This is a genomic window from Phenylobacterium sp. (genome assembly GCF_036501465.1).
Classification (GTDB): domain Bacteria; phylum Pseudomonadota; class Alphaproteobacteria; order Caulobacterales; family Caulobacteraceae; genus Phenylobacterium.
The window spans coordinates 1-23962 of the sequence record NZ_DASYAF010000008.1 but is presented as its reverse complement, the minus strand read 5'-3'; the positions used below and the strand labels follow the sequence as shown (position 1 = coordinate 23962).

The window sequence follows — 23962 nt, the reverse complement described above, 5'->3', positions numbered from 1 at the left end:
TTTTCGCGGTTTGCGCCAGATGGGGCGTCTAGACGGGGCTCGGATAGTTGGGCGCCTCGCGCGTGATCATCACGTCGTGGACGTGGCTCTCGCGCAGGCCCGCCCCGGTGATGCGGATGAACCGGGCGCGGCCGCGGAATTCCTCCAGGGTGCCGCCGCCGACGTAGCCCATGGCGGCGCGCAGGCCACCCACCATCTGGTGCAGGATCGGCGCGATCGGGCCCTTGTAGGGCACCTGGCCCTCGATGCCCTCGGGCACCAGCTTGAGCACGTCCTTGACGTCCTTCTGGAAGTAGCGGTCAGCCGAGCCCTGGCCCATGGCGCCCAGCGAGCCCATGCCGCGGTAGCTCTTGTAGGAGCGGCCCTGGTAGAGGAACACCTCGCCTGGCGCCTCGTCGACGCCGGCGAACACCGAGCCCAGCATCGCCGCCGAGGCGCCCATGGCCAACGCCTTGGCGAGGTCGCCGGAGTATTTGATCCCCCCGTCGGCGATGATCGGCACATCGGCGCCGGCCGCAGCGCGCACCGCGTCGGCGATGGCGGTAAGCTGCGGCACGCCCACCCCGGCTACGATGCGGGTGGTGCAGATGGAGCCCGGGCCGATGCCGACCTTCACAGCATCGGCGCCGGCCTCGATGAGGGCGCGCGCGCCATCGTAGGTGGCGACGTTGCCGGCCACGATCTGCACCTGGTTGGTCTCGCGCTTGATGCGCCCCACCGCCTTGGCGACATCGGCGTTGTGGCCGTGGGCGGTGTCGATCACCACCACGTCGACGCCGGCGTCCACCAGGGCCATGGAGCGCTCGTAGCCCGCATCACCCACCGTGGAGGCTGCGCCCACCAGCAGGCGGCCCTGGGGGTCCTTGGCGGCGAAGGGATGGGCTTCGGACTTCTCCATGTCCTTGACGGTGATCAGGCCCACGGCGCGGTAGTCGTCGTCGACCACGATCAGCCGTTCGATCTTGTGGCGGCGCAGCAGCTCGCGCGCCTCGGCCGGATCGACGCCCTCCTTCACGGTGACCAGGTTGTCCTTGGTCATCAGCGAACTGGCCGGCACGTCGCCGCCGCCGGTCTCGAAGCGCATGTCGCGGTTGGTGAGGATGCCGCAGAGCTTGCCCTTGGCGTCCACGACCGGGAAGCCGGAGATGCGCCGCCGGGCCTTGATCTCCAGGACCTCGCGCATCGGCGTGTCCGGCCGGATGGTCAGCGGGTTGATGACCATGCCGCTTTCGTAGCGCTTCACCTCGCGCACCTGGTCGGCCTGTTCCTCGACCGTCAGGTTGCGGTGCAGGATGCCCATGCCGCCGTGCTGGGCCATGGCGATGGCCAGGCGGCTTTCGGTGACGGTGTCCATGGCGGCGGACACCAGCGGGATGTTCAGATTGATCTCGCGCGTGAACCGGGTCGCGACATCCACCTGGGTGGGCATGACGTCGGACGGGCCGGGTTCGAGCAAAACATCGTCGAAGGTGAGCCCTTCGCGAATCTCCATGGAGACACCTCGTTTTGCGGGCTGCGTATACGCGTCCGACGACGTGGGCGGCAAGGGGGCCGCGGCGGGTGGGTCGATCCATCTCATGCGGGGGTGATCTCCGTGTCATGCGCCAGGCGTTCGAAGACGATGAAATCGCCGAGCGTGGGCTTTTCCTCGATCGTCCCGGCCGCGAGGTCGGCGTCCAGGCGGGCGAAGCCCTGGTCGAGTTCCGCTTCGGTCATGTGCTCGAAGACCGAGGTCGCCCGCAGGCGGAGGCGCGCCACGGCCTCGGCGATGTCGCCCTCGAAGGGCACCACCAGGGGCACGATCTCGGCGGTGGCGAAGCCGGCCGCCTCGAAGACGGCGCAGGCCTCGGCGATCGAAGGGAACATCGCCTCCTCGATCTCCCCGCTGCGGGGGAAGTAGCTGCGCCACCAGTGGTCGGGAATGCGGCCCTTGAAACCGCTGCGCAGGAAGACCCGGCCGCCGGGCTTGATGATGCGGGCGATCTCCCGCGCGGCGGCCGGCTTGTCGGGGAAGTGGTGGAACGACAGGAACATCAGCATCGCGTCGGCGCTGGCGTCGGGCAGCGGGATCGCGGCGGCCTCGCCGGCCAGGTAGCTGACCCGCGGATGCGCCGCCCCGGTCTCGGCGGCCCGGCGCATCGCCCCAGCCGGTTCGACGCCGTAGACGGGACCGCCGAAGGCCTCGGCCAGGCCGGGCGTGAAGCGTCCCGTGCCGGAGCCGAGATCCACGAAGGTGAGCGGCCGCCGCGCCGGCAGGCGCTGGGCGAACAGGTCCATGTAGCGCTGGATCGCCTCGGCCGGCAGGGCGCGGCCCTTGGCGTAGGCGCCATGCTGGACGCGGTCGTAGTCGACCGGTTTCAGGGTTTGGGCGGGTGCTTGGGGGTCTGGAGTTGCCATGGCGACTCCTAGGCCTGTTGCAGATGCGATTAAATCGACATATCCGGTGACAGATGTTCGATAATCTCACATCCGGCGGTGCGTTGCCGTCGCTGAATGCGCTCCGGGCGTTCGAGGCCATGGCGCGGACCGGGCGGGCGACCCTGGCGGCCGAGGAGCTGCACGTCACCCACAGCGCGGTCAGCCGCCAGGTGAAGGCGCTGGAGGCGCACCTGGGCGTGCGCCTGTTCCAGGGGCCCAAGCACCGGCTGACGCTGACGCCGGCCGGCCAGACGCTGGCCCCGGCGCTTGGCCACGCCTTCGACGAGATCGCCACGGCGGTCCGGCGCCTGAAGAGCGAGGGCGAGGACCTGTTCCTGGCGGTCAACGCCAGCCTGTCGGTGAAATGGCTGATCCCGCGCCTGGCCGACTTCGCGGCGAAACACCCGCAGATCCAACTTCATCTGGAAGAGCTTCCATCGCAGGCGACCTCGCATCGCGGCGCCCAGGCCGTGGTGCGCATCGTGCCCGCGACGCGGCTCGCCGAACCGCTGGTCACGCCGTTCATCGACAATCACATCGGGCCGGTGATGGCGCCGGCCCTGGCCGAGCGGTTCGCCACCGACCCGCTGGCGGCGCCCAGGCTCGCGGCGCAGTCACACCCGCAGGGCTGGGCGATCTGGGCGGCCATGGCTGGCGTGGAGCTGGCGCCCGCGCCGGAGCAGCCCTTCGCCCATGGCCATTTCGCGCTGGACGCCGCCGTAGCCGGCCTGGGCGTGGCGATCTTCAACTGGCCGATGGTCGCCGAGGAGATCGCCGAGCGCCGACTGGTCGCCCCCTTGGGCTTCGTGGCCGCCCCCAGCGCCTTCGCCCTGATCGCCGCGCCCGGCGCAGAGAGCCGCGCCCTGGCGGCGTTCCGGAAATGGCTGGTCGCCCAGGGCAAGCTGACACCGCCGGTTCCGGCGAGTGGAGGCCGCTAGGGACGCAGAAACGGCCCAGGACCGACAGTCATGCAGGGCGCGACCTCGAGCAGATATGCGCGTCCGAGGAGATGCTGCACACGCCGCAGGGTGACTTCATCGCCAGGACCGCAATAGGCGACATCGGAGACGCCAACGCGGGCCAAACCTTCAGGCACCGCCACGATCAGGCGGTGGTGTCTGCCAGACTTGTCATCGTAGGTTTCAATGCGTTGAATCCGTCCCGACAGGATGGTCGAGGGGCCGACGGGAACCAGACCTATCGCGCCCCCAAGCGCGAAGACCACCACGAAGAATGTGAGCACCGGGAGAAGCGGATGCCTATCCAGCCATTTGCTCGATTGAGGGTTCACCGCCCCTTGAACCCCGTCGCCACCAGATAGAGCTCCGAAGAGTCCGAGCGGCTGGCCTTGGGCTTCACGGTCTTCACCTCGGCGAAGTGGCGCTTCAGCAGGCCGATCACCTCGGCGGTCTCGCCGCCCTGGAAAGCCTTGGCCAGGAAGGCGCCGCCGGGCTTCAGGACCTGGATGGCGAAGTCGGCGGCGGCCTCGATCAGGCCGACGATGCGCAGGTGGTCGGTCTGGCGGTGGCCCACGGTGTTGGGCGCCATGTCGGACATCACCAGGTCCGGCGTTCCGCCCAGGAGGCGGATCAGCTCCAGCCCGCAGGCGGGATCGGTGAAGTCCATCTGCAGGATGTGGGCCGGCGGCAGCGGCTCGACCGGCAGCAGGTCAACGCCGGCGATGTCGGTGACGCCGCGCTCGATCGCCACCTGGGTCCAGCCGCCGGGGGCGAGGCCCAGGTCGATCACCCGGGCGCCGCGCTTCAGGAAATGGAAGCGGTCGTCGATCTCGGTCAGCTTGTAGGCCGCGCGGGATCGGTAGCCGTGGGCGCGGGCCTGGGCGGCGAACGGGTCGTTGATCTGGCGGTTGAGCCAGGCCTGCTGGGAAGGCGTGCGCTTCCAGGCGGTCTTCAGCCGCGCGGGCGTGGCGCGGCCGGACTCGGTCCCGCCGCTGGGCGGGCGGACCATGCGTTTGCGCGGGGGTTTATCGTCACTCATTGCGCCGCCACCGCCTGGGTGCGTCCCCGGCCGCCGCGCCGTCGCCGGCGGCGATGGCGCCCGCCGCGGTCAGCCATCAGGGACAGCAGGATACCCTCGCGCAGGCCGCGGTCGGCGACCCGCACCCGGGTGCAGGGCCACAGCTCCTGCACCGCCTGCAGGATCGCCGCGCCCGCCAGCACCAGGTCGGCGCGATCGGGGCCGATGCAGGGCTGTTCGGCGCGGCCCTGGGCGCTGAGCGACATCAGCCGACGGGCGGCGGCGTCGCACTGGTCGCGGGTCATCCAAATGCCGTCGACCTGGTTCCTGTCGTAGCGCGGCAGCTCCAGGTGCAGGCCGGCCAGGCTGGTGATGGCGCCGGAGGTGCCGATCAGGTGGCCGCGGTCGGCGTCGAACACCTCGCGCAGGGGATCGGCCCGGCGGAAGGCGCCGATGTCGGCCTTCACGGTGTCGACCATGGCGCGGAACCAGGCCTCGGTGGCCGCCTCGCCCTCCGGGAAGCGCTCGGCGAGCGTCACCACCCCGATCGGCGCCGAGTGCCAGGCGGTGAGCGGCGGCATGCCGGTGGGCGCCGCGCCGCGCAGATCGACCCAGCTCAGCTCGGTCGAGCCGCCGCCGACATCGACCACCAGGGCCGCGTCGGCGCCGCGGTCGATGAGGTTCAGGCAGCCGGCGACCGACAGGCGCGCCTCTTCCTGCGGCGGGATGATCTGCAGGCGCAGGCCGGTCTCGGCGAACACCCGGTCGAGGAAATGCTGGCCGTTCTCGGCCATGCGGCAGGCCTGTGTGGCGATGGCGCGCAGGCGGATGACGCGGCGGCGGCGCAGCTTCTCGGCGGCGACCTTCAGCGCGCCCAGCGCGCGGTCCATGGCCGCCTCCGACAGCCGGCCCGAGGCGGTGAGCCCCTCGCCCAGGCGCACGATGCGCGAATAGGCCTCGACCACGCGGAAGCCGCTCGGCCCCTGCGGCGTGGCGATCAGGAGGCGGCAATTGTTAGTGCCCAGGTCCAGCGCCCCATAGCAGGGCGACTCACCACTGGGCTTTTCCCGGCCGCGAAGTGCGGCTGCGGGCGCGCGCGGCGCCTCCGTCATGGACCGAACCCGTCCTTCGCAGGCGCCGGCCACACCTGGGGCGCCTCACTTCACCGCGAACCTAGCAGGCCATCTCGCGTCTCGGAAGACTGGCCTTGAACGGAGGGTTTTGGTCGCTACGTTCACCTCCCGGTTAGGACCGGGGTGGTAGATTCGACCCGATGTACTCGCAAAGCGCCAAATTCATGATCGGCCAGGTGGTGCGCCATCGCATCTACCCGTTCCGCGGCGTGATCTTCGACGTCGATCCGGTGTTCTCGAACACCGAGGAATACTGGCTGTCGATTCCAGAGAACATCCGGCCGCACAAGAACCAGCCCTTCTATCACCTGCTGGCCGAGAACGAGGAAAGCTCCTACGTGGCCTACGTCTCGGAGCAGAACCTGCTGGCGGACGACAGCGGCGAGCCGGTCGGCCACCCGCAGGCGGGCGTGCTGTTCGAGTCGTTCCGCGAGGGCCAGTACAAGCTGCGCCCGCGGATCAGCCACTAGGCTCCAATTCCACTAGTCTAAGACGAGGCCTCGACGTTCGGGTCGAGCTTCCGGGCCTGCGCCTTGTCGGCGTCGCCGCCGGGGCCGTCGCCGAGCGCGGCGCGGACCTCGCCGCGGGCCTCCCAGGACCGGGCGCTGCGCGGATCGGCCTTCAGGGCCGCGTCATAGAAGTCGCGCGCCAGCAAGAGGTCGCCGAGTTCACGATAGGTGTCGCCCTTGGCGGTCAGCGTCATGGGATCGCCCGGCGTGATGCGCAGCGCCGCGTTGAAGTCGCGCAGCGCCCGGTCGTAGCGGTTCATCTGCTTCCAGGCGACACCGCGGTTGAACAGCACCACGTCGTCCTTGGGGTTGGCCGCCAGCGCCTTGTCGAAGTCGGCGATGGCCAGCTCGGGCTTCAGTTCCGCCAGATAGAAATCGCCGCGGGCGTTGAGCGCGGTGGGATTGTCCGGGGCGATGGCGAGGGCGGCGTCGAAGTCGGCGAGCGCGGCCTTGGCCCGCTTGCTCTTGCCCTCCACGACCCAGCTGTGGCCGCGGGCGGCCAGGGCCTCGACGTTGCGGGAATTGTGGCCGAGCGCGCGGTTGAAGTCGTCGCGGCCGTCGGCGAAGCGGCCCTGGCGGACCAGCAGGCGCCCGCGGTCGACCAGGGCGCGGTCGGCGTCGCCCGGCCCCTTGATCGCGCGGTCGTATTCGGCGAGCGCGCCGGTCGCATCGCCCAGGGATTCCAGGGTCTCGCCCAGGGCGGCGTGGACGTCCGGCTGGTTCGGGTTGGCGGCGAGTTGGGCGCGGTAGCCTTGGGCGGCTTTCTTCAGGTCGTCCACCGTGGCGGCCCAACTTCGTGTGGACATGGCCGAGGCGGCGGCGAGCGCGGCGCAGGCCAGGACGGGCAGCAGGCGGCGGCTCATTTGGCCCCCGTGGACTTGTATTCGCCGCTGGTCATGGCGGTCTTCAGCGCCTGTTCGGACAGGGGCTTGGGCGCGCTCACCGGCGCCAAGGGGCCCCAGCCGGTCCAGTCGCGGGCGAAGGCGGCGCGGACGTCGGCCGGGGTGGTGTCCTCCATCATCACGTCGAAGACCCGCAGGCCTTCGCGCGGCGAGAACTGCGGCAGGCGGTCGACGATGCGGAACAGCAGGTCCGTGGCGCGCGCGCGGCTGTCGTGGGCCGGTCCGCCGACGGCCAGGCGCACCGAGGCGCGCACCTGCTCCAGCCCTTGGTCGGTCTCGTCCACCGTCGGCCCCTCGGCGGCGAAGCGGCGGATCTCGGCGTCGATCATGCCCACCGCGCGGACCTCCTGGCCCGGCTGCGGAATGATGCCGACGCAGGTCTTCTGGCTGTCGGGTCGGGTCTCGTCGGAAATGGTGGCCTCGATGAAGGGTGCGTCCTTGCGCGACTTCAGGACGCTGATCCGGTTCTGCAGGATCGCCTCCCAGAGGCCGCGCATCAGCAACGCATGCAGCCGCTCGTCCACCGTGGGGCCGTCCGCCAGGGGCGCGATGCGGCAGAGGCCGGCCACCGACGGCAGGCTGGGCTCGGTGAGCGCCAGCGCCTCGGGGCCGCGCGGGGTGACCGGGCCGTCCCGCGGCGCGCGGATGGGCTGGGGGCCGCTGCCCTGCCAGTCGCCGAACACCGCCTTGACCTTCTGTTCCAGCACATCGACCGGCAGGTCGCCGACCATCACCACCACGGCGTTGTCCGGCCGATACCAGCGCGCGTAGAAGGCGGCGAGCTTGGCAGGCGTGAGCGCCGCCAGGGTCTGCGGCGCGCCTAAGGGGAAGCGGGCGTTGGTGCGCAGGCCGGCGTCGGCGAAGGCGTCCATCTTGGCGCGCATGACCCGCAGGTCGTCGGCGTCGCGGGCCTTGCGCTCGGCTTCCATGGCGGCCCGTTCGCGCGCCACGCCGGCGTCGGTGAAGGTGAGGCCGTCGGCCACGTCGCGCAGCCATTTGGTGGCCACGTCCAGCTCGCTGGCGTCGGCGCTGGGCAGGTCCATCTGGTAGGCGGTCTGCTTCAGGTCGCTGGAGGCGTTGCGGTCGCGGGCGAAGGTGACGTGCAGCGGAGCCAGGATCAGGTCGAGCTGGTGCGCCGGGAAGCTCTTCGAGTCGTCGAAGGCCAGGTGTTCGACCATGTGCGCCGCGCCGCGCTCGTCGTCCGCCTCGTCGAAGCTGCCGACGCTGATGGAAAGGCGCAGCGAGATCGCGCCCTTGGGCGTGGCGTTGTGCTGCACCGCGTAGCGCAGGCCGTTGGGCAGCACGCCGTAGCGGATCGCCGGGTCCCAGCGCACCAGCTGCGGATCGGGCGCGAGGCCCAGGGCCGTGGGGGCATCCGCGGCCGGCGCGGTCGCGGCCCGCACGCCCGCCGGCCCGGCCAGCGCCGCCGCGGCCAGGCCCGCCGCCATCAGGAGAACTCGTCCGCGCAATTTGATCCCGTTCGCCCTGGCCCGCTCACCCGGCCGCCCACCCTGGCCCGCTCGCCCTATCAGGCTCCGTCTTCATAGGTGCGACGGTGGCAATTGCGAGGCGGATTTATGCGTGCGCGTCTGTGTCGCCGCACGATCTCGCCGCGGAAGGCCCCGAAACCGGGTCACTCAGAACGGAACTTTCATAGAAAGCGCGCCATTCTCCGGGCATGAGCGCCGATGGATTCGCCCATAGCCCACCGCCCGGCGCCCGGGCCGACTGGACCATCGACCAGGGCTGGTCCGGCTATTCGCAGGCCGAGCACCAGGTCTGGATCACCCTCTATGAGCGGCAGGCCGCCCTGTTGCCCGGCCGCGCCTGCGACGCCTTCCTGAAGGGGCTGGAGGCGCTGGACCTGCACCGCTCCGGCATCCCCGATTTCGCGCGGATCAACGTCGAGCTGAACCGGCTGACCGGCTGGAGCGTGGTGGCCGTGCCGGGCCTGGTGCCCGACGAGGTGTTCTTCGACCACCTGGCCAACCGCCGCTTCCCCGCCGGCCAGTTCGTCCGCAAGCCGGAACAGCTGGACTACCTGCAGGAGCCGGACATCTTCCACGACGTGTTCGGCCACGTGCCGATGCTCACCGACCCGGTGTTCGCCGACTACATGGCCGCCTATGGGCGCGGCGGGCAGCGGGCGATGCGGCGCGGCCAACTCGCCAACCTGGCCAGGCTCTACTGGTACACGGTGGAGTTCGGCCTGTTGCAGACGCCGCAAGGCGTGCGGATCTATGGCGCCGGCATCGTCTCCAGCCGGGCGGAATCGATCTTCGCGCTCGACGATCCCTCGCCCAACCGCCTGGCCTTCGACCTGGAGCGGGTGATGCGCACGCCCTACCGGATCGACGACTTCCAGCAGGTCTATTTCGTAATCCCGTCTCTGCAGGCCCTGCTCGACGCCACCCTGCAGGACTTCGGGCCGATCTACGGGCGGCTGGACGGGGCGAGCGAGATCCCGATCGCCGAGATCCTGCCCACCGACGGGGTGATCACGCGCGGCACCCAGGCCTATGCGCTCGAAAAGGCGAAGGCGGCTCAGTAGTCCCTGCGCCAGCGCACCGCCAGGCGGCCCGCGCCCTGCCCACCCACGCGGCTGACGATCGACAGGGACTTTTTCACCCGCCACTCCACCTGGGCCGCACCGCCGTCACGGCCGCCGCCGGTCAGTTCCAGATAGACCTTGTCCGTCAGGTACTTGCCGCCGGAGACGGAGACCGGCCCGGACGCGGCGTCGCCGCCGCCCAGCGCCAGGCGATCGAGGCCGGCGAAGGTTCTGAGATTGCCGATCACGTCCAGCCCGCCGCCGCCGGCCAGCGACGACAGGGCCGAGGCCAGTTGGGCGGCCTCCAGCGGCGAAAGCTGCGAGGCGGTGCGCCCGAACAGCACCTGGCTCAGCACCTCGTCATTGGGCAGGGCCGGCGTCGAGGTGAGCGTGATCTGCGGCCGGGCCGCGGTGCCGCGGATGCGCACCGAGGCGGTCAGCGTCGGATCGTCCCGCGTCGCGGTGAGGTCGAGGCGCACCTGATCGGCCTTGGTCGAGAGATAGACGACGCCGGTGTTGTCGAACTCGAACCGCTTGCCGGCGAACTGGTAGTCGCCGCGCACGATGTGGGCCACGCCGAACAGGTCGGGATGGGCGGTGGAGCCGCCCACATGGGCGTCCAGCGACAGCTCCGCGTCCAGGCCGTGGCCCTTCAGGAAGACGCCGCGGGGGGCCTTCAGCGCGACGTCCAGCGCCCAGCCGTTCCCACCCAGGTTCGAAGGCCGCAGGGCGGCGGGCAGCTCGGGCGGGCGGTTCTTCTCCACCACGTCCATGACCACCACGCCGGACGGCGTCGGCACGCGGGCGGCCACGTCGGCGCGGTCGATGGTGAGCTGGCCGGACAGCCGCACCTTGCCGTCGGCGGCCCGGTCGATGGTGGCCTTGCCGGTGCCCGTGGCCGTAGCGAGGTCGTTGTCGATGACGCGGAACCCCTTGAAGTCCAGGCGGAAACTCGAGGCGCCGCCCCGCTGCAGATTGATCGAACCCGTGCCGGTCACCGCGCCGCCGTGCCCGTCGACGCCGGTGGCGTCGGTGATGTTGACGGCGTCGCGGGCGAAGGCCGCCTTCAGCGCCACGTTGCGCAGCGACAGGCCGGTGGCCCCGTCGTCGAAGCGCCCGTTCGCCACGGTGACCGCGCCGGTGGCGTTGGGCTTGTCGAAGGTTCCGCCCAGGGTTCCCTGGGCGACCACCTGGCCGGCCAGGCTGCGCTCGCCGCCGATCAGCAGGTCCCAGAGCGGGCGCACCTCGCCCTGTGCCTGAAACCGGCCGCTGAGCGGCCTCTCACGAGCGACGGCGATGCGGAACGGCGCGGCGCTGGCCTCGGCGGGCAACACGACGTTGGCGCTGGCGTTCAGCCCCTGGGCATTGGCGGCCGACAGGTCGAGCGCCAGGCTGTCGCCGGAAAGCCGCCCGCGCAGGGTCCCCTCGACGCCGGAGGCGGCCGGCGCGCCGCGGGGGCGAAGACCGGCGAGCCGGGCTTCCATGACGCCTTCAAGCCGCGCGCCGCGGCCCTGCAGGGTGAGCTGCCCGTCCACCTTGCCGGCCAGGTCGTCGTCAAGCAGGCCCATGGTGACCCCGGTGAGCTGGGCCTTGACGTCGGTCCCGGTGTCGGTGAGCCGACCGTCCAGGTCCACCCGCCCGCCGTCGGCCGTGGCGAGCTTGACCCGCGCCGAGCGCTCCGGCCCGCCGAACCGGACCTGGGCGGTCTCCAGGGTGCGCAGCGAGCGGCCGCCCAGGCGCGCCTGGCCGTCGTAGGTGGCCAGCCAGCCCGGATTGGTCTGGGAGAGCACGCCCTTGCCGGCGAAGGTCCAGGCCCCGGCGTCGGAATTGCCGGCCGCCTGGGTGGTGTAGGGCAGCTGCGCGAGCGGGCCCGTGGCGGCGAGCCGACCGTTGATGGTGATCGCTGCGTCCGGGAAGCGCGCGTTCTGGGCGGCGAGCTGGACGTCGGCGCGCGCGCCGCCCGGCGCATCGACGATCTTCACCGCGCCCGAGACCTGGCCCGCGTCCAGCAGGGCGCCCTTGGCGACGGTGAGCTTGAGGTCGGCGGCCGAGGGCGTGTTGCGGCGGAGCGAGAGCGCGCCTGTGGCCTTCACCCCACCGGCGTCCACCGTCAGGTTCGACAGCTCGACGCCGCCTTCGGGGAAGCGGAAGTCGGAGCGGGCGTGGGCCGGACCGTAGGCGCTGGCGGCGTCCAGGGCGAAGGCGCCGGCAGAGCCGTCCGGCTTGCGCTGGAAGCCCAGCGTCAGGCGCCCGTCCTTCAGCGGCAGGCGCGGCACGTCGATCTCGGCCAGTTCGGCCGACAGGTCGGCGCGCGGTGCGCCCAAGGTTCCGGAGACCGCGCCCGTCCCCTTGGCCTTGCCGGCGATCTCCACCGGCCCGGCGTGGAACGGGCCCTCAGCGCTCCAGTCGAGCTTGAGGCTGAGGCCGCCGTCGGCGGTGAAGGCCCCGGAGCCCGTGGCGGTGAGCGCCGCGCCCCCCAGGCTGGCCGAAGCCAAGGCCAGGCGCCGATCCTGCCAGGTCCCTTGAGCCTTGAGCGTTGGCTTGCCGCCCAGCAGGCGGTCGAGTTCCGGATAGCCGGTGGCGAAGCGGTCGCCGCGGACCTCGACCGCCAGGCTCCAGGGCTGGCCGGCGCGGCCCTGGCCGGCCGACAGGTCGAGGTTGGCCGCGCCGGTCGCGCCCGCATGGGCGACCGCCAGGTTGGAGACCGCCGCCTTGGCCTTCAGCGTGACGCCGCCCAGCAGGCTGCGCCCGCCGGTGGCGTCGAGCTTGAGGCCGGGGCCTGCCACGGAGAGATCGCGCAGCAGCAGGCGTCCGTCGGCCAGGCGCGCACCATCGAAGCTGGCCTTGGGCGCCGCGCCCAGCATGGCCGCGACGTAGCCGTTCCCGCGGCCGCCGGCGCCGGTCAGCCGGGCCTTCAGGTCCCACTCGCCCGCCGCCCAGCCGCCTTCCAGCGCACCCGACGCCTCGGCCAGGCTATAGCCGCCGACGCCGGCCCGGCTCACCGCCCCGGACCCCGCGAACCGCCAGGCCGTGCGGCCCCGGACCACCGTCTGGGTCAGGGTTCCGGTGACCCGCGCGGGCCCGAGATCCGGCCCGCCGGTCAGGCGGGAAAGCGCCGGGCTCTCGGCTGTCACCGCCAGCCCCTGCGGCCCCACCCGGCCCTTGCCCACGTCGCCGAACCCACGGGCGCGCAGGTTCAGGTTGTCGGACGCCAACCGGCCGTCGAGGGCGAACAGTTCGGGCCCAGCCTGCTGGCCGGCCAGGACGAAACTGACCTTCGGGCCGAAGCGGCGGGCGTAGCCGTCGGTCAGCGACGAGGCGGTCAGCGAGACCAGGCCGCGCGCCACCCCGCCCTTCGGCGTCCAGGACCCCACCGCCTTCAGCACCCGGGTGGAACCGGAGTTGGCGAAGGCGTCGAAGCGGCCGTCGGAGAGCTTGCCGCTGGCAGTGGCCTCGACAATGAACGGCTGTCGGGCCGGCAGGCCCACGGCCCCGGCCAGGGCGCCGCCCTGGGCCTCCACCCCGTCGATGCGCAGCAGCAGCGGCCGCTTCCTGGCCACGTCGTAGTCGAGGTTCAGGTAGTCGCCGGGGTGCAGCAGGCTGGCGGCGCGCGCCTGGCCCCGCTGATCGCCGCTGCGGTCGACGTCAAAGTGCAGGTTCAGGTCGTAGAGGCCGCGCTCGTAGCTGAAGGCCGGGGCCAGCTCGAGCCGGGTGTGGGCCTGGTCGACGTGGAACGAGATCGGCAGGCCATTGTCCTCGCCCTTAGCGGTGAGCGTGGGGCGGCGCAGCAGCTTGAGCGCCCCGATTTCGAGGCGTTTCGCATGAAATCGCCGCCTGAGGAGTTCCAGGTAACTCCATGTCATATGGATGTTATCGGCTTCCAGCCAGACGCCGCCCTCGTCGCTGATAGTCAGCTTCGTCACGCCCACGTCGCGGAACAGGTCGCCGGTCAGGCCCTCGATCCGCAGGCGTCCGAACCGGCCGACCTTCAGCCCGTCGGCGCCGGCCTCGATCAACAGCCGCGCCTGCGGCAGCAGCACGCCGTAGCGGACCCCCAAAGCCAGCGCGGCGAGCGCCGTCACCACTGACAGGGCGACGATCAGCAATCGGGTGCGCAGCGGAATCCGCCGCACCGCCGCCACCGCGTCGGGCAGGATGTTCTCCGGATGGATATGGTGGTCCGGCTCGCTCAAAAGCTCTGCCCGATGCTGACGTAGACCTGCAGCGGCGGCTCGCCCCTGCGGCTGGTGATCGGGGTCGCGAGGTCCACGCGGATCGGGCCGAAGCCCAGGTTATAGCGGACGCCGAAACCCGCGCCGATGCTGGACTGACTGAAGTTGGGCAGCTGATTCAACCCCACCGTTCCGGCGTCGACGAAGGCCACAACACCCCACTTGGCATTCAGGCGATGGCGCAGTTCGACCGACGCCTCGGTCAGGGACAGGCCGCCCTCCGGCGTGTTGTCGGCGAGCCTCGGCCCCACTTCCTGGAAGCCGAAGCCGCGCACCGAGCCGCCGCCACCGGCGAAGAACCGCTGCGGCGCGGGGATGTCGCCCACTGTGCCGTTGGTGATGCTGCCCAAGTGGACGCGCCCGGCCAGCACGGTGTCGCCCTGAGTGTCGACCGGAAGGTAGCCGGTGACCTGGGCCTGGAGCTTCAGATAGGCGAAGGAGCCGTCGCCGGTGAGGAAGGTGGGCTCGATCCGCGCGCTGACCCGCCAGCCGCGGCGTGGGTCCAGCGGGTCGTCGGACCGGTCCAGGGCCGCGTCGGCCAGGCCGGTGAAGGTGACCAGGTCGCGGCCGAGCGGAGTCAGGGTCTGCAGGCCCAGCTCCTGGGTGCGGCTCACGTCGATGGAGCCGCCCCAGGTGATGTAGGTGCCGGTCAGCCCGAAGATCGAGTTGTGGCCCCAGCGGTGGGTGGCGTCGGCGCTGACCATGAATCCCTTCTGATCGTAGGCCGGGGTGTTGGAGTCATAGACCGCGGTCCGCAGCGCCAGCGTCTGCTGCGGCGTCAGCCAGTGCGGCAGCGACAGGTCGAGCTGGACGCGGCTGTCGAGGTCGGAGACCCGGCCGAGGACCGAGAAGGTGTCGGCGCGGCCGAACAGGCTGTAGCGGGTCCACTTGGCGTCGAGGCCCAGGCCGTCGGTGGTGTCGTAGCTGGCCCCAGCCTCGATGGTCCGCTTCTGCCGCTCGTCCAGATTGACCAGCACCGGGCGGGTTCCGTCGGGGTTCGCGTCGGCGGGCGGGGCCAGGGCCACGGTGACGGTCTGGTAGACCTCGGTGTCCAGCAGCCGACGTTCCAGCTCGGCGACCTGGTCGGGATCGTAGGTCGCGCCCGGCTTCCAGGGGACGATGCCCTGCAGCCAGGGCGCCTTGGTGCGACCGTTGGTCGTCAGGCGGATGGAGTCCAGGCGGACCAGGGCGCCGGCGTCGATGCGGTAGTCGGGCGTCACGCTGTCGTCGGCGTGGTCGACGCTCACCTGGCGCGGCTGGACCTTGGCGTCGGCGTAGCCGCGCTTCTGGACGGTCGACACGGCGCGGCCCTCGGCGGCCACCACCTCGGCGGCGCGGCCAGGATCGCCCGGCTTCAGCGCGAGCGCGGCCACGGCGGCGGCGATGGTCGCGGGGTCGGGCGGCTGGCCGATCCAGTCGAGTCGCGCCTGGCCCAGGTGGAAGCGCGGGCCGGGCGTGATCAGGATCAGGGGCCTGGGCGTGTCGCCCTCGCCCACGTCGGGCTGCACGTCATAGGCGTAGTAGCCCTCGGAGCGCAGGACGGCGATGGCGTCCTCGGCAGCGTCGCGGGCGCGGCGGCGGGCCTCGAAGCGGTTCTCGATCGGCCTGTCGGTGTCGCCGACGGCGCGGACCACGGCGGCGCGCAGATCGGCCGGCAGGTCCCCCTGGACCTGCGCCTTGGGCTCGGCGGCCGCAGCGCAGAGGCCCTGCAAGCAGAGCGCAGCGCCAGCAGCCACGGCGTAGACAAGACGAGCCAAGCTCTTCGAATCCTTGCGCGCCCCCATCTTGGATGTACCGGGGCACCCGAACGGTGTCACGACTCGCATCCGCACGGCGCCCAAAGCCTGGGCAGTCGCCCGCAAAGGCGCGACGGACGGGCGATCGGCCGCGCGCGTCTTCCGGACCAAGGCTAACCGTCCTAGGACTAGGGCGTAGGGAAAGGGAAATCAGGCGTGGAGTTGAGCGCAGCCCGAGGCCGGGAGGCCGCGCCGAACGTGGCCGCGACCGATGCGACGCCCGTCCTGCCCTACGACGAGATGCGCGACCGCGACGGCAAGGTGCGGCCGCAATACGGCGCGCTGGCCGCGCGGCTTTCCACCCTCAGTCCCGACGACCTGGCCGAGCGGCAGAAGACGCTGGAGCGGTTCTTCCTGCTGCAGGGCATCACCTTCACGGTCTATGGCGCCGAAAGCTCCACCGAGCGGATCATCCCCACCGATCTGCTGCCCCGCATCATCGCGGCGGAGGAATGGAAGACCATCGAGGCGGGCCTGACCCAGCGGCTCAAGGCGCTGAACATGTTCCTGGCCGACATCTATTCCGGCCAGCAAATCCTGATGGACGGGGTGGTGCCGCGCGAGCTCGTGCTGATGACGCCCAGCTACCGGCGCGAAATGCAGAACCTGTTCGTGCCGCATGGCGCCTACGCCAACGTCTGCGGCTCGGACCTGATCCGCCAGCCGGACGGCCGCTTCGCGGTCCTGGAGGACAACCTGCGGGTCCCCTCCGGCGTCTCCTACATGCTGGCCAACCGCGAGGCGTCGAAACGGGTGTTCCCCGGCACCTTCCGCGGCGCGGGCGTGCGGCCCATCGACCGCTATCCGGACCTGCTGCTGACCACGCTGAAGTCCATGGCGGCAGACTGGCGGCCGAACCCCCAGGTCGTGGTGCTGACCCCCGGCGTCTACAACTCCGCCTACTTCGAGCACGCCTACCTGGCGCGGCTGATGGGCGTGCCGCTGGTCGAGGGCCGCGACCTCGTGGTGCATGACAACATGGTCTACATGCGCACCACCACGGGCCTGCGGCGCATCGACATCATCTACCGCCGGGTGGACGACGACTTCATCGACCCGCTGACCTTCCGTCGCGACTCCGGCCTGGGCTCGGCGGGCCTGTTCAACGCCTATCGCGCCGGCAATGTGGTGATCTGCAACGCGCCCGGAACCGGGGTCGCCGACGACAAGGCGGTCTATGCCTATGTGCCGGCGATCGTGCGCTACTACCTGGGCGAGGACGCCATCCTGCCCAACGTGGAGACCTATCTCTGCCGCGAACCCGCCCAGCTCAGCCACGTGCTGGCCAATCTCGACAAGCTGGTGGTCAAGGCGGTGGGCGCATCGGGCGGCTATGGCATGCTGGTGGGGCCGCACTCCACCAAGGCCGAGCGCGACGCCTTCGCCGCGGCGCTGAAGGCCGATCCGGCGAACTACATCGCCCAGCCCACCATTCAGCTCTCCACGGCGCCCTGCCTGATCGACCATGAGATCGATGCCCGCCACGTGGACCTGCGGCCCTTCATCCTCAGCGGCGAGAAGATCGTGGTGACGCCGGGCGCGCTGACCCGCGTGGCGCTGCGCAAGGGCTCGCTGGTGGTCAATTCCAGCCAGGGCGGCGGGTCGAAGGACACCTGGGTGCTGACCGACCGCAAGGACCTGTCGCCATGAGGTGGCAGCCATGATGTTGGCCAAAATTCCTGAAGAAGGATCGCGAGCATGATGCTCGCGAGGGTGGCCGACAGCCTCTACTGGATCGGCCGCTATGTGGAGCGGGCCGAGCACATGTGCCGGCTATCCGACGTCATGCTGACGGCGACGCTCGACCGCACCGAATCGGCCACCCAGATCGCCCGCATCGCGCTCTCCGCCGTGGGGGATCCGGACGACGCCAAGGCGGCCAACCCTTACGAGGCGGCGCTGTCGCTGGTGCTGGATCGCGAGGACCAGGGGTCGGTGGCCAATTCGCTGGCCCGGGCGCGGGAGAACGCGCGCCAGGTACGCGACCAGATCACCACCGAGACCTGGGAGCGGCTGAACCTCATCTACCTGCGGATGATCGATCCGGCAGCGCCGCAGGCCTTCGCCGATGGCAGCCAAGCCTTCCTGCACGACACCATCGCCGACCTGCACCTGTTCAAGGGCGCCGCCGACGCCACCATGAGCCACGGCGAGGGCTGGCGGTTCCTGTTGCTCGGCATGTACCTGGAGCGCGCCCAGCTGATCGGCGCCCTGCTGGAGGTCTGCTTCGGCGACCGCAAGCGGCGCGGCGTCACCGACCACTCGGCGCTGACCAGCGTTCTGCGGATGGGCTGCGCGCTGGAGCCGTACCTGCGGGTCTACACCGCCGACATGCAGCCGCGCTTCATCCTGGAGTTCCTGCTCCTGGACGAGGATTTCCCACGCTCGGTCAGGTTCTGCACCGCGCGCATCGAGGAGCACCTGGCGGTGCTCTCCCGTCACGTGGAGGCCGCCGGGGCCGCCAGCCCAGACCGCCTTGCCGGTCGGCTGCGCGCGCGCCTGCAGTACGCCGAGATCGGCGAGGTGCAGGCCGGTGGCTCCTCGGCCTTCCTGGGCGCGGTGCTCGACGAGTGCGCCGGCGTCCATCGCCAAGTCTACGAGACCTTCGTCGCCTACACCCTCGAACAGCGCTTGCCTGCTTAGGATTCCCCGTGCTCCTCGCCGTCCGCCACTCCACCCGCTACCTCTACGACCAGCCCGTGCGCGAGAGCGTCATGGAGGTGTGGATGCAGCCGCAAAAGCATGCCCACCAGCGGCTGGTCAGCTTCGACCTCGATATCGAGCCGGCGGCGCAGCTGTTTTCCTACGCCGACACCTTCGGCAACGCGGTCTACCACTTCGACATCCCCCAGCCCCACCAGGCCCTGACCATCGTCGCCCGCTCGGCGGTAGAGACCGAGGCGCCGGCGGCGCTGCCGGACCACCTGGACCGCGGCGAATGGGACCGGCTGCGCTCCGACTTCGTGCTGGGCGAGCACTTCGATTTCCTGCACGCCCACGGCTTCGCCGGGCCGACGCCGGCGCTCGCCGCCTTCATCGCCGAGAAGCAGCTGGAGGAGCTGCGGGCCCGCGACCCGCTGAGCGCGCTGCGCGACCTCAACCGGCTGATCTATGAGGCCTTCGCCTACGAGGCCGGGGTCACCCGTGCGGATTCACCGATCGACGACGTGCTGAAGGCGCGCAAAGGCGTCTGCCAGGACTTCGCCCATGTGATGATCGCCATCTGCCGCCAGTGGGGCGTGCCGGCGCGCTATGTCTCCGGCTATCTGTTTACCGACCGCAAGGCCGGCGACCGCTCCGACCCCGACGCCACCCACGCCTGGGTGGAGGTGTTCCTGCCCAGCCTGCGCTGGGTGGGGTTCGATCCCACCAACAACAGCCTGGCGGAGGAACGGCACATCGCCTGCGCCGTGGGCCGCGACTATTCCGACGTGCCGCCGACCCGCGGCGTCTACAAGGGCGAGGCGGAAAGCGAACTCGCCGTGGGCGTCACCGTGCGCAAGGCCCGCGCGGCGATCAGCGAGCCGGAATTCCTGCGCATTTCCCAGCCGGCCCCGCGCCCCGGCCAGCGCCGGGCGCAGTATTCCGGCGTCGCCTACGACCAGCAGCGCCAGCAGCAACAGCAGTAGGGCTTGGGTTCATACATTTTCATCCGCTCATCCCGGCGAAAGCCGGGACCCAAGCTGAGCCCGATGATCTGGCGAGACCGAGACACACTCAACGTCATATGGATCCCGGCTCTCGCCGGGATAAGCGGATTTGAGACGCCGTTGCCGTACCGTCGCAGGCGCTGTCTAAGATGCCGCGCGCGTACAGTCCCCGGGGAGCGTTCCGATGAAATTGAAGACCGCACGTGCGGCCGCGATCCTGGCGGCGGCCGCCCTGCCCGCCAGCGCGCCGGCCTGGGCCGCCGACCTGGAGGGCGTGCCGCGCTACGACCACGTCTTCATCATCGTCGAGGAGAACAAGGACTACGGCCAGATCCTGAACCCGCAGAGCGCGCCCAATATCGCCGGCCTGGCGACGCGTTACGGCGATGCGGCGAACTTCTGGGGCGAGGTGCATCCCAGCGAGGCCAACTATGTCGCCATGCTGGGCGGCGACACCTTTGGCATCCACGACGACGACGCCTTCTATTGCCATGCCGGCTCGGTTGAGAAGTTCTGCGGCGGCGCCAAGGCCCCCGGCTACGCCGACCACACCATCCGCGCCAGGCACCTGGGTGACCAGCTTTTGGCCAAGGGCCTGAGCTGGAAGGGCTATTACGAGAGCATTCCGGAGGCCGGCTCCGTCGCGGTGGTCGCGGGCGATCCCAAGGCGACCAACGGCATGCACGACGCCCCGCTCTATGCGTCCAAGCACTCGGGCTTCATGAACTTCGCCGACGTGCAGAAGGACCCCAAGCGGGCCGAACGGATCGTGGGCTTCGGTCAGCTCGACCTGGACCTGGCGAGCGGCCAGCTGCCGACCTTCGCGCTGATCGTGCCCAACCAGTGCAACGAGATGCACGGGGTAAAAGCCGACGGCGCGCCGCCCGACTGCATGACCACCGATGGCCTGATCCGCCGCGGCGACGCCTATACCGGCGACCTGGTGCGCAAGCTGCAGGCCACCGCCGCCTGGAAGGCCAAGGGCAACATGGCCATCGTGATCACCTTCGACGAAGGCGCCGGCGGCTCGCGCGGCGGCTGCTGCGGGGTCACGCCCGGCGCGCCCTCGAACTACGGCGGCGGGCACATCCCGACGATCGTCATCACCAACCACGGGCCGAAGGGGCTGAAGGACGAGACGCCCTACAATCACTACTCCCTGCTGCGCACCCTGGAGGACGCCTTCGGCGTCTCCGAGCACTTGGGCCACGCGGCCGAGAGCGGCAAAGGCGTCAAGGCGATGACGCCGCTGTTCGCGGTTTCGAAATAGGCGCTGCGGCGGGAAAGCGCGCTTCACGCTGAACGCTTTGACCCTCCGTCCGAATGGGGCCGGACGGCGCGCCGGAGGGCCGTCGTAGCCCGCCGCAGCGCGATCAATCTAGGGGTCGGCGCCTGGCGATGCTAGGAGGGGTCCGGGCGTTCGGGGGAGACCGCCATGAAAACCGAAACCTTCGGGATCCTGGTGCTTTGCGCGGTCGGGGCCTTTGTGCTGGCCCTGACGCTCGTCAGGATGCACGAGGGCCGCTGCGCGCCAACCGGCGGCCGGGGCGGCTTGAACTGCACCTATCCCGCCCGGGCCCAATCTGCGAAATCTCGGGCGGGGGCTGGCGGCCAGGGCGGTTGGTAGGCCGGGTGAGGTTCGAACTCACGACCATTCGATTAAAAGTCGAATGCTCTACCACTGAGCTACCGGCCCACGACGCGTGGGCGCTGGGGCCCTTGGCGAAGCGGCGCGGACCTTAGGCGCCGGTCCCCCCAGAAGCAAGCCCGCGCGCCGTAACCGCTTTGCCTAGAAGTCGCCGAAATAGATCGGTTAAGCTGGCCTGGGATGCGACCGACAACCGCCCTTTACGTGAGCGCTGCTGCCCTGGCCCTCTGCGGCCTGGGCGGGTGCGTGACCGATCCCGACAACGGCTCGGGGAAGATCCAGACCACGGCCGAGGCCGACCGCGCGGGCGTCAAGGGCGCGGCGGAATCGCCGCTGCGCGACATCAACGTCATGCGCACCAAGATCCCGGACGTGCTGCTGAAGGCCATGGCCGATCCCTATGAGTGGCCGGGGAACGGCCGCTGCCCCGACCTGATCGCGCGGCTGACGCCCCTGAATGACGCCCTGGGCGAGGACCTCGACGTCGTGGCGGTGGGCGGCGAGGACGGCATGATGGCCAAGGGCAAGACCACGGCCCTGACGCTCGCCTCCGGCGCGGCCAGCGACATGATCCCGTTCCGCGGCTGGATCCGCAAGCTCTCCGGCGCCGAGCGGCACGACAAATACGTCCAGGCCGCGATCCTGTCCGGGGCGGTGCGCCGCGCCTACCTCAAGGGGCTGGGCGAGGCCAAGGGCTGCGCCGCGCCGGCGCTGCCGAGCCACGAGCTGACCGGGGCCCCGGTCCTGGACCAGACGATGAAGCCTAAGTACCCGATCCGCTAGCCAGGGGCGGCGGGTCGCGGCGCAGCTCGCTCTGATAGAGGCCACGGCGCTTGAGGCCGTCGCTGACCGCGAGCGCCTTGGCGAACTGCGGATAGATTACCGTCATGACGGCCGGCGTACGCACGCCGCGGCGATAGTCCGCCACCACCCGCAGATTGATGTCGCCGGTGCGAAGCGCGTAGAGCGCCATCACCCCCTGATGCGCCAGCAGGAAGACCGAAAGTCCGATCGTGGCGGCCTGCGCCGCCTGGGGTCGCGCAGCCCAGGCGCGGCGCACATAGGGCAGCGCCAGGACCCAGAGCCCGACCTGTAGCGGGATCAGGAATACCGAGTAGCGCATGGGGACCAGCGACGGCGCCATGTCGCCGGTGCGCGCCAGCCCGGCCAGGGCGGCGGTCCCCAGCGAGAGTACGATCAGCGCCACCGCCGTCCGCTCCGTGGGCCGGGCGTCCACGCCGCCGCGAAACAGCAGCGCCGCCAGGGCGGCGGCCAGGAACACCAGGCCGATCAGGCCCCCATAGGGCGGCAGGCCGCGCATCCACGGCAGGCCCAGGAAGTTGATAGCCAGCAGGACGGACTTCATCGGCGCCGGGCCGCCGCCGTGGCCGAGGCTGGCCAGACCGCCGCCCACGCCCTCGCCCACCATGTAGAGCGCCGCGAAGCCCGCCCCAGACGCCAGCACGACGAGCAGCCAGACGCGGCGGCGGCCGCGCCAGGCCTCGAAGGCCAGGGCGGGCCAGACAGCCATGCCCGCGGCGCTGCCCAAGCCGGCCGCGACCGCGCAGGCGAGCGCGCCGGCTCGCCGCCAGCCGGGCCTTCCGCCCGGCGCGCCGGCCAGCACGATGGCCGCCACCGCGAAGACCAGGGCGTGCAGGTAGGTGGTGTTGATCACCGTGTTGGCGTCCAGCACGTGGCAACCCATCAGGCAGATGGCCAGGGCCACGCCGCCGCCCAGCAGCCTGAGACCCGGCCCGGCGGCCCGGGCGGCCAAGCGCGCCATCATCGCCGCCGTCGCCGCCAGGCAGGCCACACCCACCGCCAGGAACAGATAGCCCTGGCCGCCGACGAAGCGGACGTCGAGGGCCATTACGCCCAGCATCAGCACCAGGTGGTGGAAGTTGTGGGGAACCCAGAAGTACTGGACGAGGTCGCCGTCGGTCTGCAGGCGCAGCCAGCGGTCCGCCCAGTCGATCATGTCGGAATAGGGCTCCAGCACCGAGGTGCGCCAGACCAGCCAGGCGGCGACCGCGGCGTAGACGATGAGCGCCGCGCCGAACGCCAGCCGCGCCGGCCGCGACGGGCCAGGTGCGGCGGCCCCGCTCACGCGCCGCCCTGCCGCGCCAGGACATCGCCGCGGAAATCCGCCAGCCGGCCCTGCGCGATGGCGGCGCGCAAGTCCGCCATCAGGCGCTGGAAGAAGGCCAGGTTGTGCCACGAGAGCAGCACCTGGCCCAGAATCTCCTCGGCCTTCACCAGGTGGTGCAGATAGGCCTTGGAATAGTCGCGGCTGGCCGGGCAGTCGCTGGCCAGGTCCAGCGGCGTCTCGTCCTCGGCGAAGCGGGCGTTCTTCAGGTTCACCGCCCCGGCCCAGGTCCAGGCCTGGCCGTGGCGGCCGGAGCGGGTCGGCAGCACGCAGTCGAACATATCGACGCCCCGGAACACGGCTTCCACGATGTCGATCGGCTTGCCGACGCCCATCAGGTAGCGGGGCCGGTCGGGCGGCAGCATGTCCGGCGCATAGTCCAGCACCTCGACCATGCCCGCATGGCCCTCGCCCACCGCCAGGCCGCCTACAGCGTAACCATCGAAGCCGATCTCGGCGAGGCGCTCGGCGGACTCGCGGCGCAAGGCCTCAGACATGCCGCCCTGCTGGATGCCGAACAGGGCCTGGGCCTCGCGGTCGCCGAACGCCGCCTTGCTGCGCGCGCCCCAGCGGGCGGAGCGGCGCATGGCGTCTGCGGCGCGGTCCTCGGTGGCCGGCAGCGCCACCAGCTCGTCGAGCTGCATGCAGATGTCGGCGCCCAACAGGTCGGCCTGGATCTCGATGGACCGTTCCGGGGTCAGCACGTGGCGCGAGCCGTCGATGTGGCTCTGGAAGGTGACCGAGTCCTCGGTGACCTTGGCGATCTTCGACAGCGACATCACCTGGAAGCCGCCCGAGTCGGTGAGGATCGGCTTTTCCCAGCGCATGAACCTGTGCAGGCCGCCCAGCCGCGCCACGCGTTCGGCGGTCGGGCGCAGCATCAGGTGATAGGTGTTGCCCAGCAGGATGTCAGCGCCGGTCTGGCGGACCTGATCGACGGTGAGCGCCTTGACGGTGGCGGCGGTGCCCACCGGCATAAAGGCCGGCGTGCGGATCGCCC

Annotated in this window: 19 protein-coding genes and 1 tRNA gene; 9 read left to right on the top strand and 11 right to left on the bottom strand. The window is 70.9% G+C overall.

What is annotated here, in order from left to right:
* Positions 1–28: 28 nt before the first annotated feature.
* The gene (guaB, locus tag VGL85_RS00470) at positions 29–1492 is read right to left on the bottom strand and encodes an IMP dehydrogenase (protein ID WP_331584860.1); all 1464 of its coding nucleotides are present in this window, start codon (positions 1490–1492) and stop codon (positions 29–31) included.
* Between the two features lie 83 nt (positions 1493–1575).
* Complete coding sequence (locus VGL85_RS00465) at positions 1576–2397, bottom strand: class I SAM-dependent methyltransferase (RefSeq protein ID WP_331584858.1); 822 nt, start codon at positions 2395–2397, stop codon at positions 1576–1578.
* 53 nt (positions 2398–2450) lie between these two features.
* On the opposite strand from VGL85_RS00465, the gene VGL85_RS00460 reads away from it, so the two are divergent.
* On the top strand, positions 2451–3356 hold the full coding sequence (locus tag VGL85_RS00460; protein WP_331584856.1) for a LysR family transcriptional regulator: 906 nt from the start codon (positions 2451–2453) through the stop codon (positions 3354–3356).
* A gap of 349 nt (positions 3357–3705) precedes the next feature.
* Here VGL85_RS00460 and VGL85_RS00455 read toward each other — a convergent pair whose 3' ends face one another.
* Positions 3706–4416, bottom strand: a complete 711-nt coding sequence (locus tag VGL85_RS00455) for an RlmE family RNA methyltransferase (protein ID WP_331584854.1) — start codon at positions 4414–4416, stop codon at positions 3706–3708.
* Entirely contained in the window at positions 4413–5507 is a 1095-nt protein-coding gene (locus VGL85_RS00450; protein WP_331584852.1) for a Ppx/GppA phosphatase family protein, read from the bottom strand. Before VGL85_RS00450 ends, VGL85_RS00455 begins: the two co-directional genes overlap by 4 nt.
* A gap of 161 nt (positions 5508–5668) precedes the next feature.
* On the opposite strand from VGL85_RS00450, the gene hspQ reads away from it, so the two are divergent.
* Positions 5669–5998, top strand: coding sequence for a heat shock protein HspQ (gene hspQ, locus VGL85_RS00445; protein ID WP_331584850.1), 330 nt, complete (start codon positions 5669–5671; stop codon positions 5996–5998).
* Positions 5999–6015: 17 nt separating this feature from the next.
* Here hspQ and VGL85_RS00440 read toward each other — a convergent pair whose 3' ends face one another.
* Together VGL85_RS00440 and VGL85_RS00435 are read right to left on the bottom strand one after the other, a co-directional pair.
* Entirely contained in the window at positions 6016–6900 is an 885-nt protein-coding gene (locus VGL85_RS00440; RefSeq protein WP_331584848.1) for a tetratricopeptide repeat protein, read from the bottom strand.
* A complete protein-coding gene (locus tag VGL85_RS00435; protein WP_331584845.1) occupies positions 6897–8387 on the bottom strand; it encodes a pitrilysin family protein in 1491 nt (496 codons plus the stop codon). Before VGL85_RS00435 ends, VGL85_RS00440 begins: the two co-directional genes overlap by 4 nt.
* 230 nt (positions 8388–8617) lie before the next feature.
* Between VGL85_RS00435 and phhA the strand changes: the two genes are divergently transcribed.
* Positions 8618–9490: a phenylalanine 4-monooxygenase gene (gene phhA / locus VGL85_RS00430; RefSeq protein ID WP_331584843.1), complete on the top strand. Its 873-nt coding sequence runs from the start codon at positions 8618–8620 to the stop codon at positions 9488–9490.
* Here phhA and VGL85_RS00425 read toward each other — a convergent pair.
* A complete protein-coding gene (locus tag VGL85_RS00425) occupies positions 9484–13683 on the bottom strand; it encodes a translocation/assembly module TamB domain-containing protein (protein ID WP_331584841.1) in 4200 nt (1399 codons plus the stop codon). The two genes, phhA and VGL85_RS00425, sit on opposite strands and share 7 nt — an antisense overlap.
* Complete coding sequence (locus VGL85_RS00420; RefSeq protein WP_331584839.1) at positions 13680–15479, bottom strand: autotransporter assembly complex family protein; 1800 nt, start codon at positions 15477–15479, stop codon at positions 13680–13682. Before VGL85_RS00420 ends, VGL85_RS00425 begins: the two co-directional genes overlap by 4 nt.
* Before the next feature lie 279 nt (positions 15480–15758).
* Here VGL85_RS00420 and VGL85_RS00415 point away from each other — a divergent pair, with 279 nt between their 5' ends.
* From VGL85_RS00415 to VGL85_RS00395, 5 genes are all read left to right on the top strand, one after another.
* A complete protein-coding gene (locus VGL85_RS00415; RefSeq protein WP_331584897.1) occupies positions 15759–17168 on the top strand; it encodes a circularly permuted type 2 ATP-grasp protein in 1410 nt (469 codons plus the stop codon).
* Between the two features lie 48 nt (positions 17169–17216).
* Positions 17217–18161: an alpha-E domain-containing protein gene (locus VGL85_RS00410; protein ID WP_331584837.1), complete on the top strand. Its 945-nt coding sequence runs from the start codon at positions 17217–17219 to the stop codon at positions 18159–18161.
* An 8-nt stretch (positions 18162–18169) separates the two neighbouring features.
* Positions 18170–19147: a transglutaminase family protein gene (locus VGL85_RS00405; RefSeq protein WP_331584835.1), complete on the top strand. Its 978-nt coding sequence runs from the start codon at positions 18170–18172 to the stop codon at positions 19145–19147.
* Between the two features lie 205 nt (positions 19148–19352).
* On the top strand, positions 19353–20438 hold the full coding sequence (locus VGL85_RS00400) for an alkaline phosphatase family protein (protein WP_331584833.1): 1086 nt from the start codon (positions 19353–19355) through the stop codon (positions 20436–20438).
* Positions 20439–20603: 165 nt separating this feature from the next.
* Positions 20604–20795, top strand: coding sequence for a hypothetical protein (locus VGL85_RS00395; protein WP_331584830.1), 192 nt, complete (start codon positions 20604–20606; stop codon positions 20793–20795).
* Here VGL85_RS00395 and VGL85_RS00390 read toward each other — a convergent pair.
* Positions 20790–20864: transfer RNA gene (locus VGL85_RS00390), tRNA-Lys, on the bottom strand. The genes VGL85_RS00395 and VGL85_RS00390 overlap by 6 nt on opposite strands.
* Positions 20865–21020: 156 nt before the next feature.
* Here VGL85_RS00390 and VGL85_RS00385 point away from each other — a divergent pair.
* Positions 21021–21599 (top strand): hypothetical protein, encoded by a 579-nt coding sequence (locus VGL85_RS00385; RefSeq protein ID WP_331584828.1) that lies wholly within the window; start codon positions 21021–21023, stop codon positions 21597–21599.
* On the opposite strand, the gene VGL85_RS00380 is transcribed toward VGL85_RS00385, so the two are convergent.
* Together VGL85_RS00380 and tgt are read right to left on the bottom strand one after the other, a co-directional pair.
* Positions 21580–22923 carry a hypothetical protein gene (locus VGL85_RS00380; protein WP_331584826.1) on the bottom strand — a complete coding sequence of 448 codons (1344 nt, stop codon included), beginning with the start codon at positions 22921–22923 and terminating at the stop codon, positions 21580–21582. The two genes, VGL85_RS00385 and VGL85_RS00380, sit on opposite strands and share 20 nt — an antisense overlap.
* Positions 22920–23962: tRNA guanosine(34) transglycosylase Tgt (gene tgt, locus VGL85_RS00375; RefSeq protein ID WP_331584824.1), on the bottom strand; the 1043-nt coding region annotated here is incomplete at its 5' end. The genes tgt and VGL85_RS00380, both read right to left, overlap by 4 nt.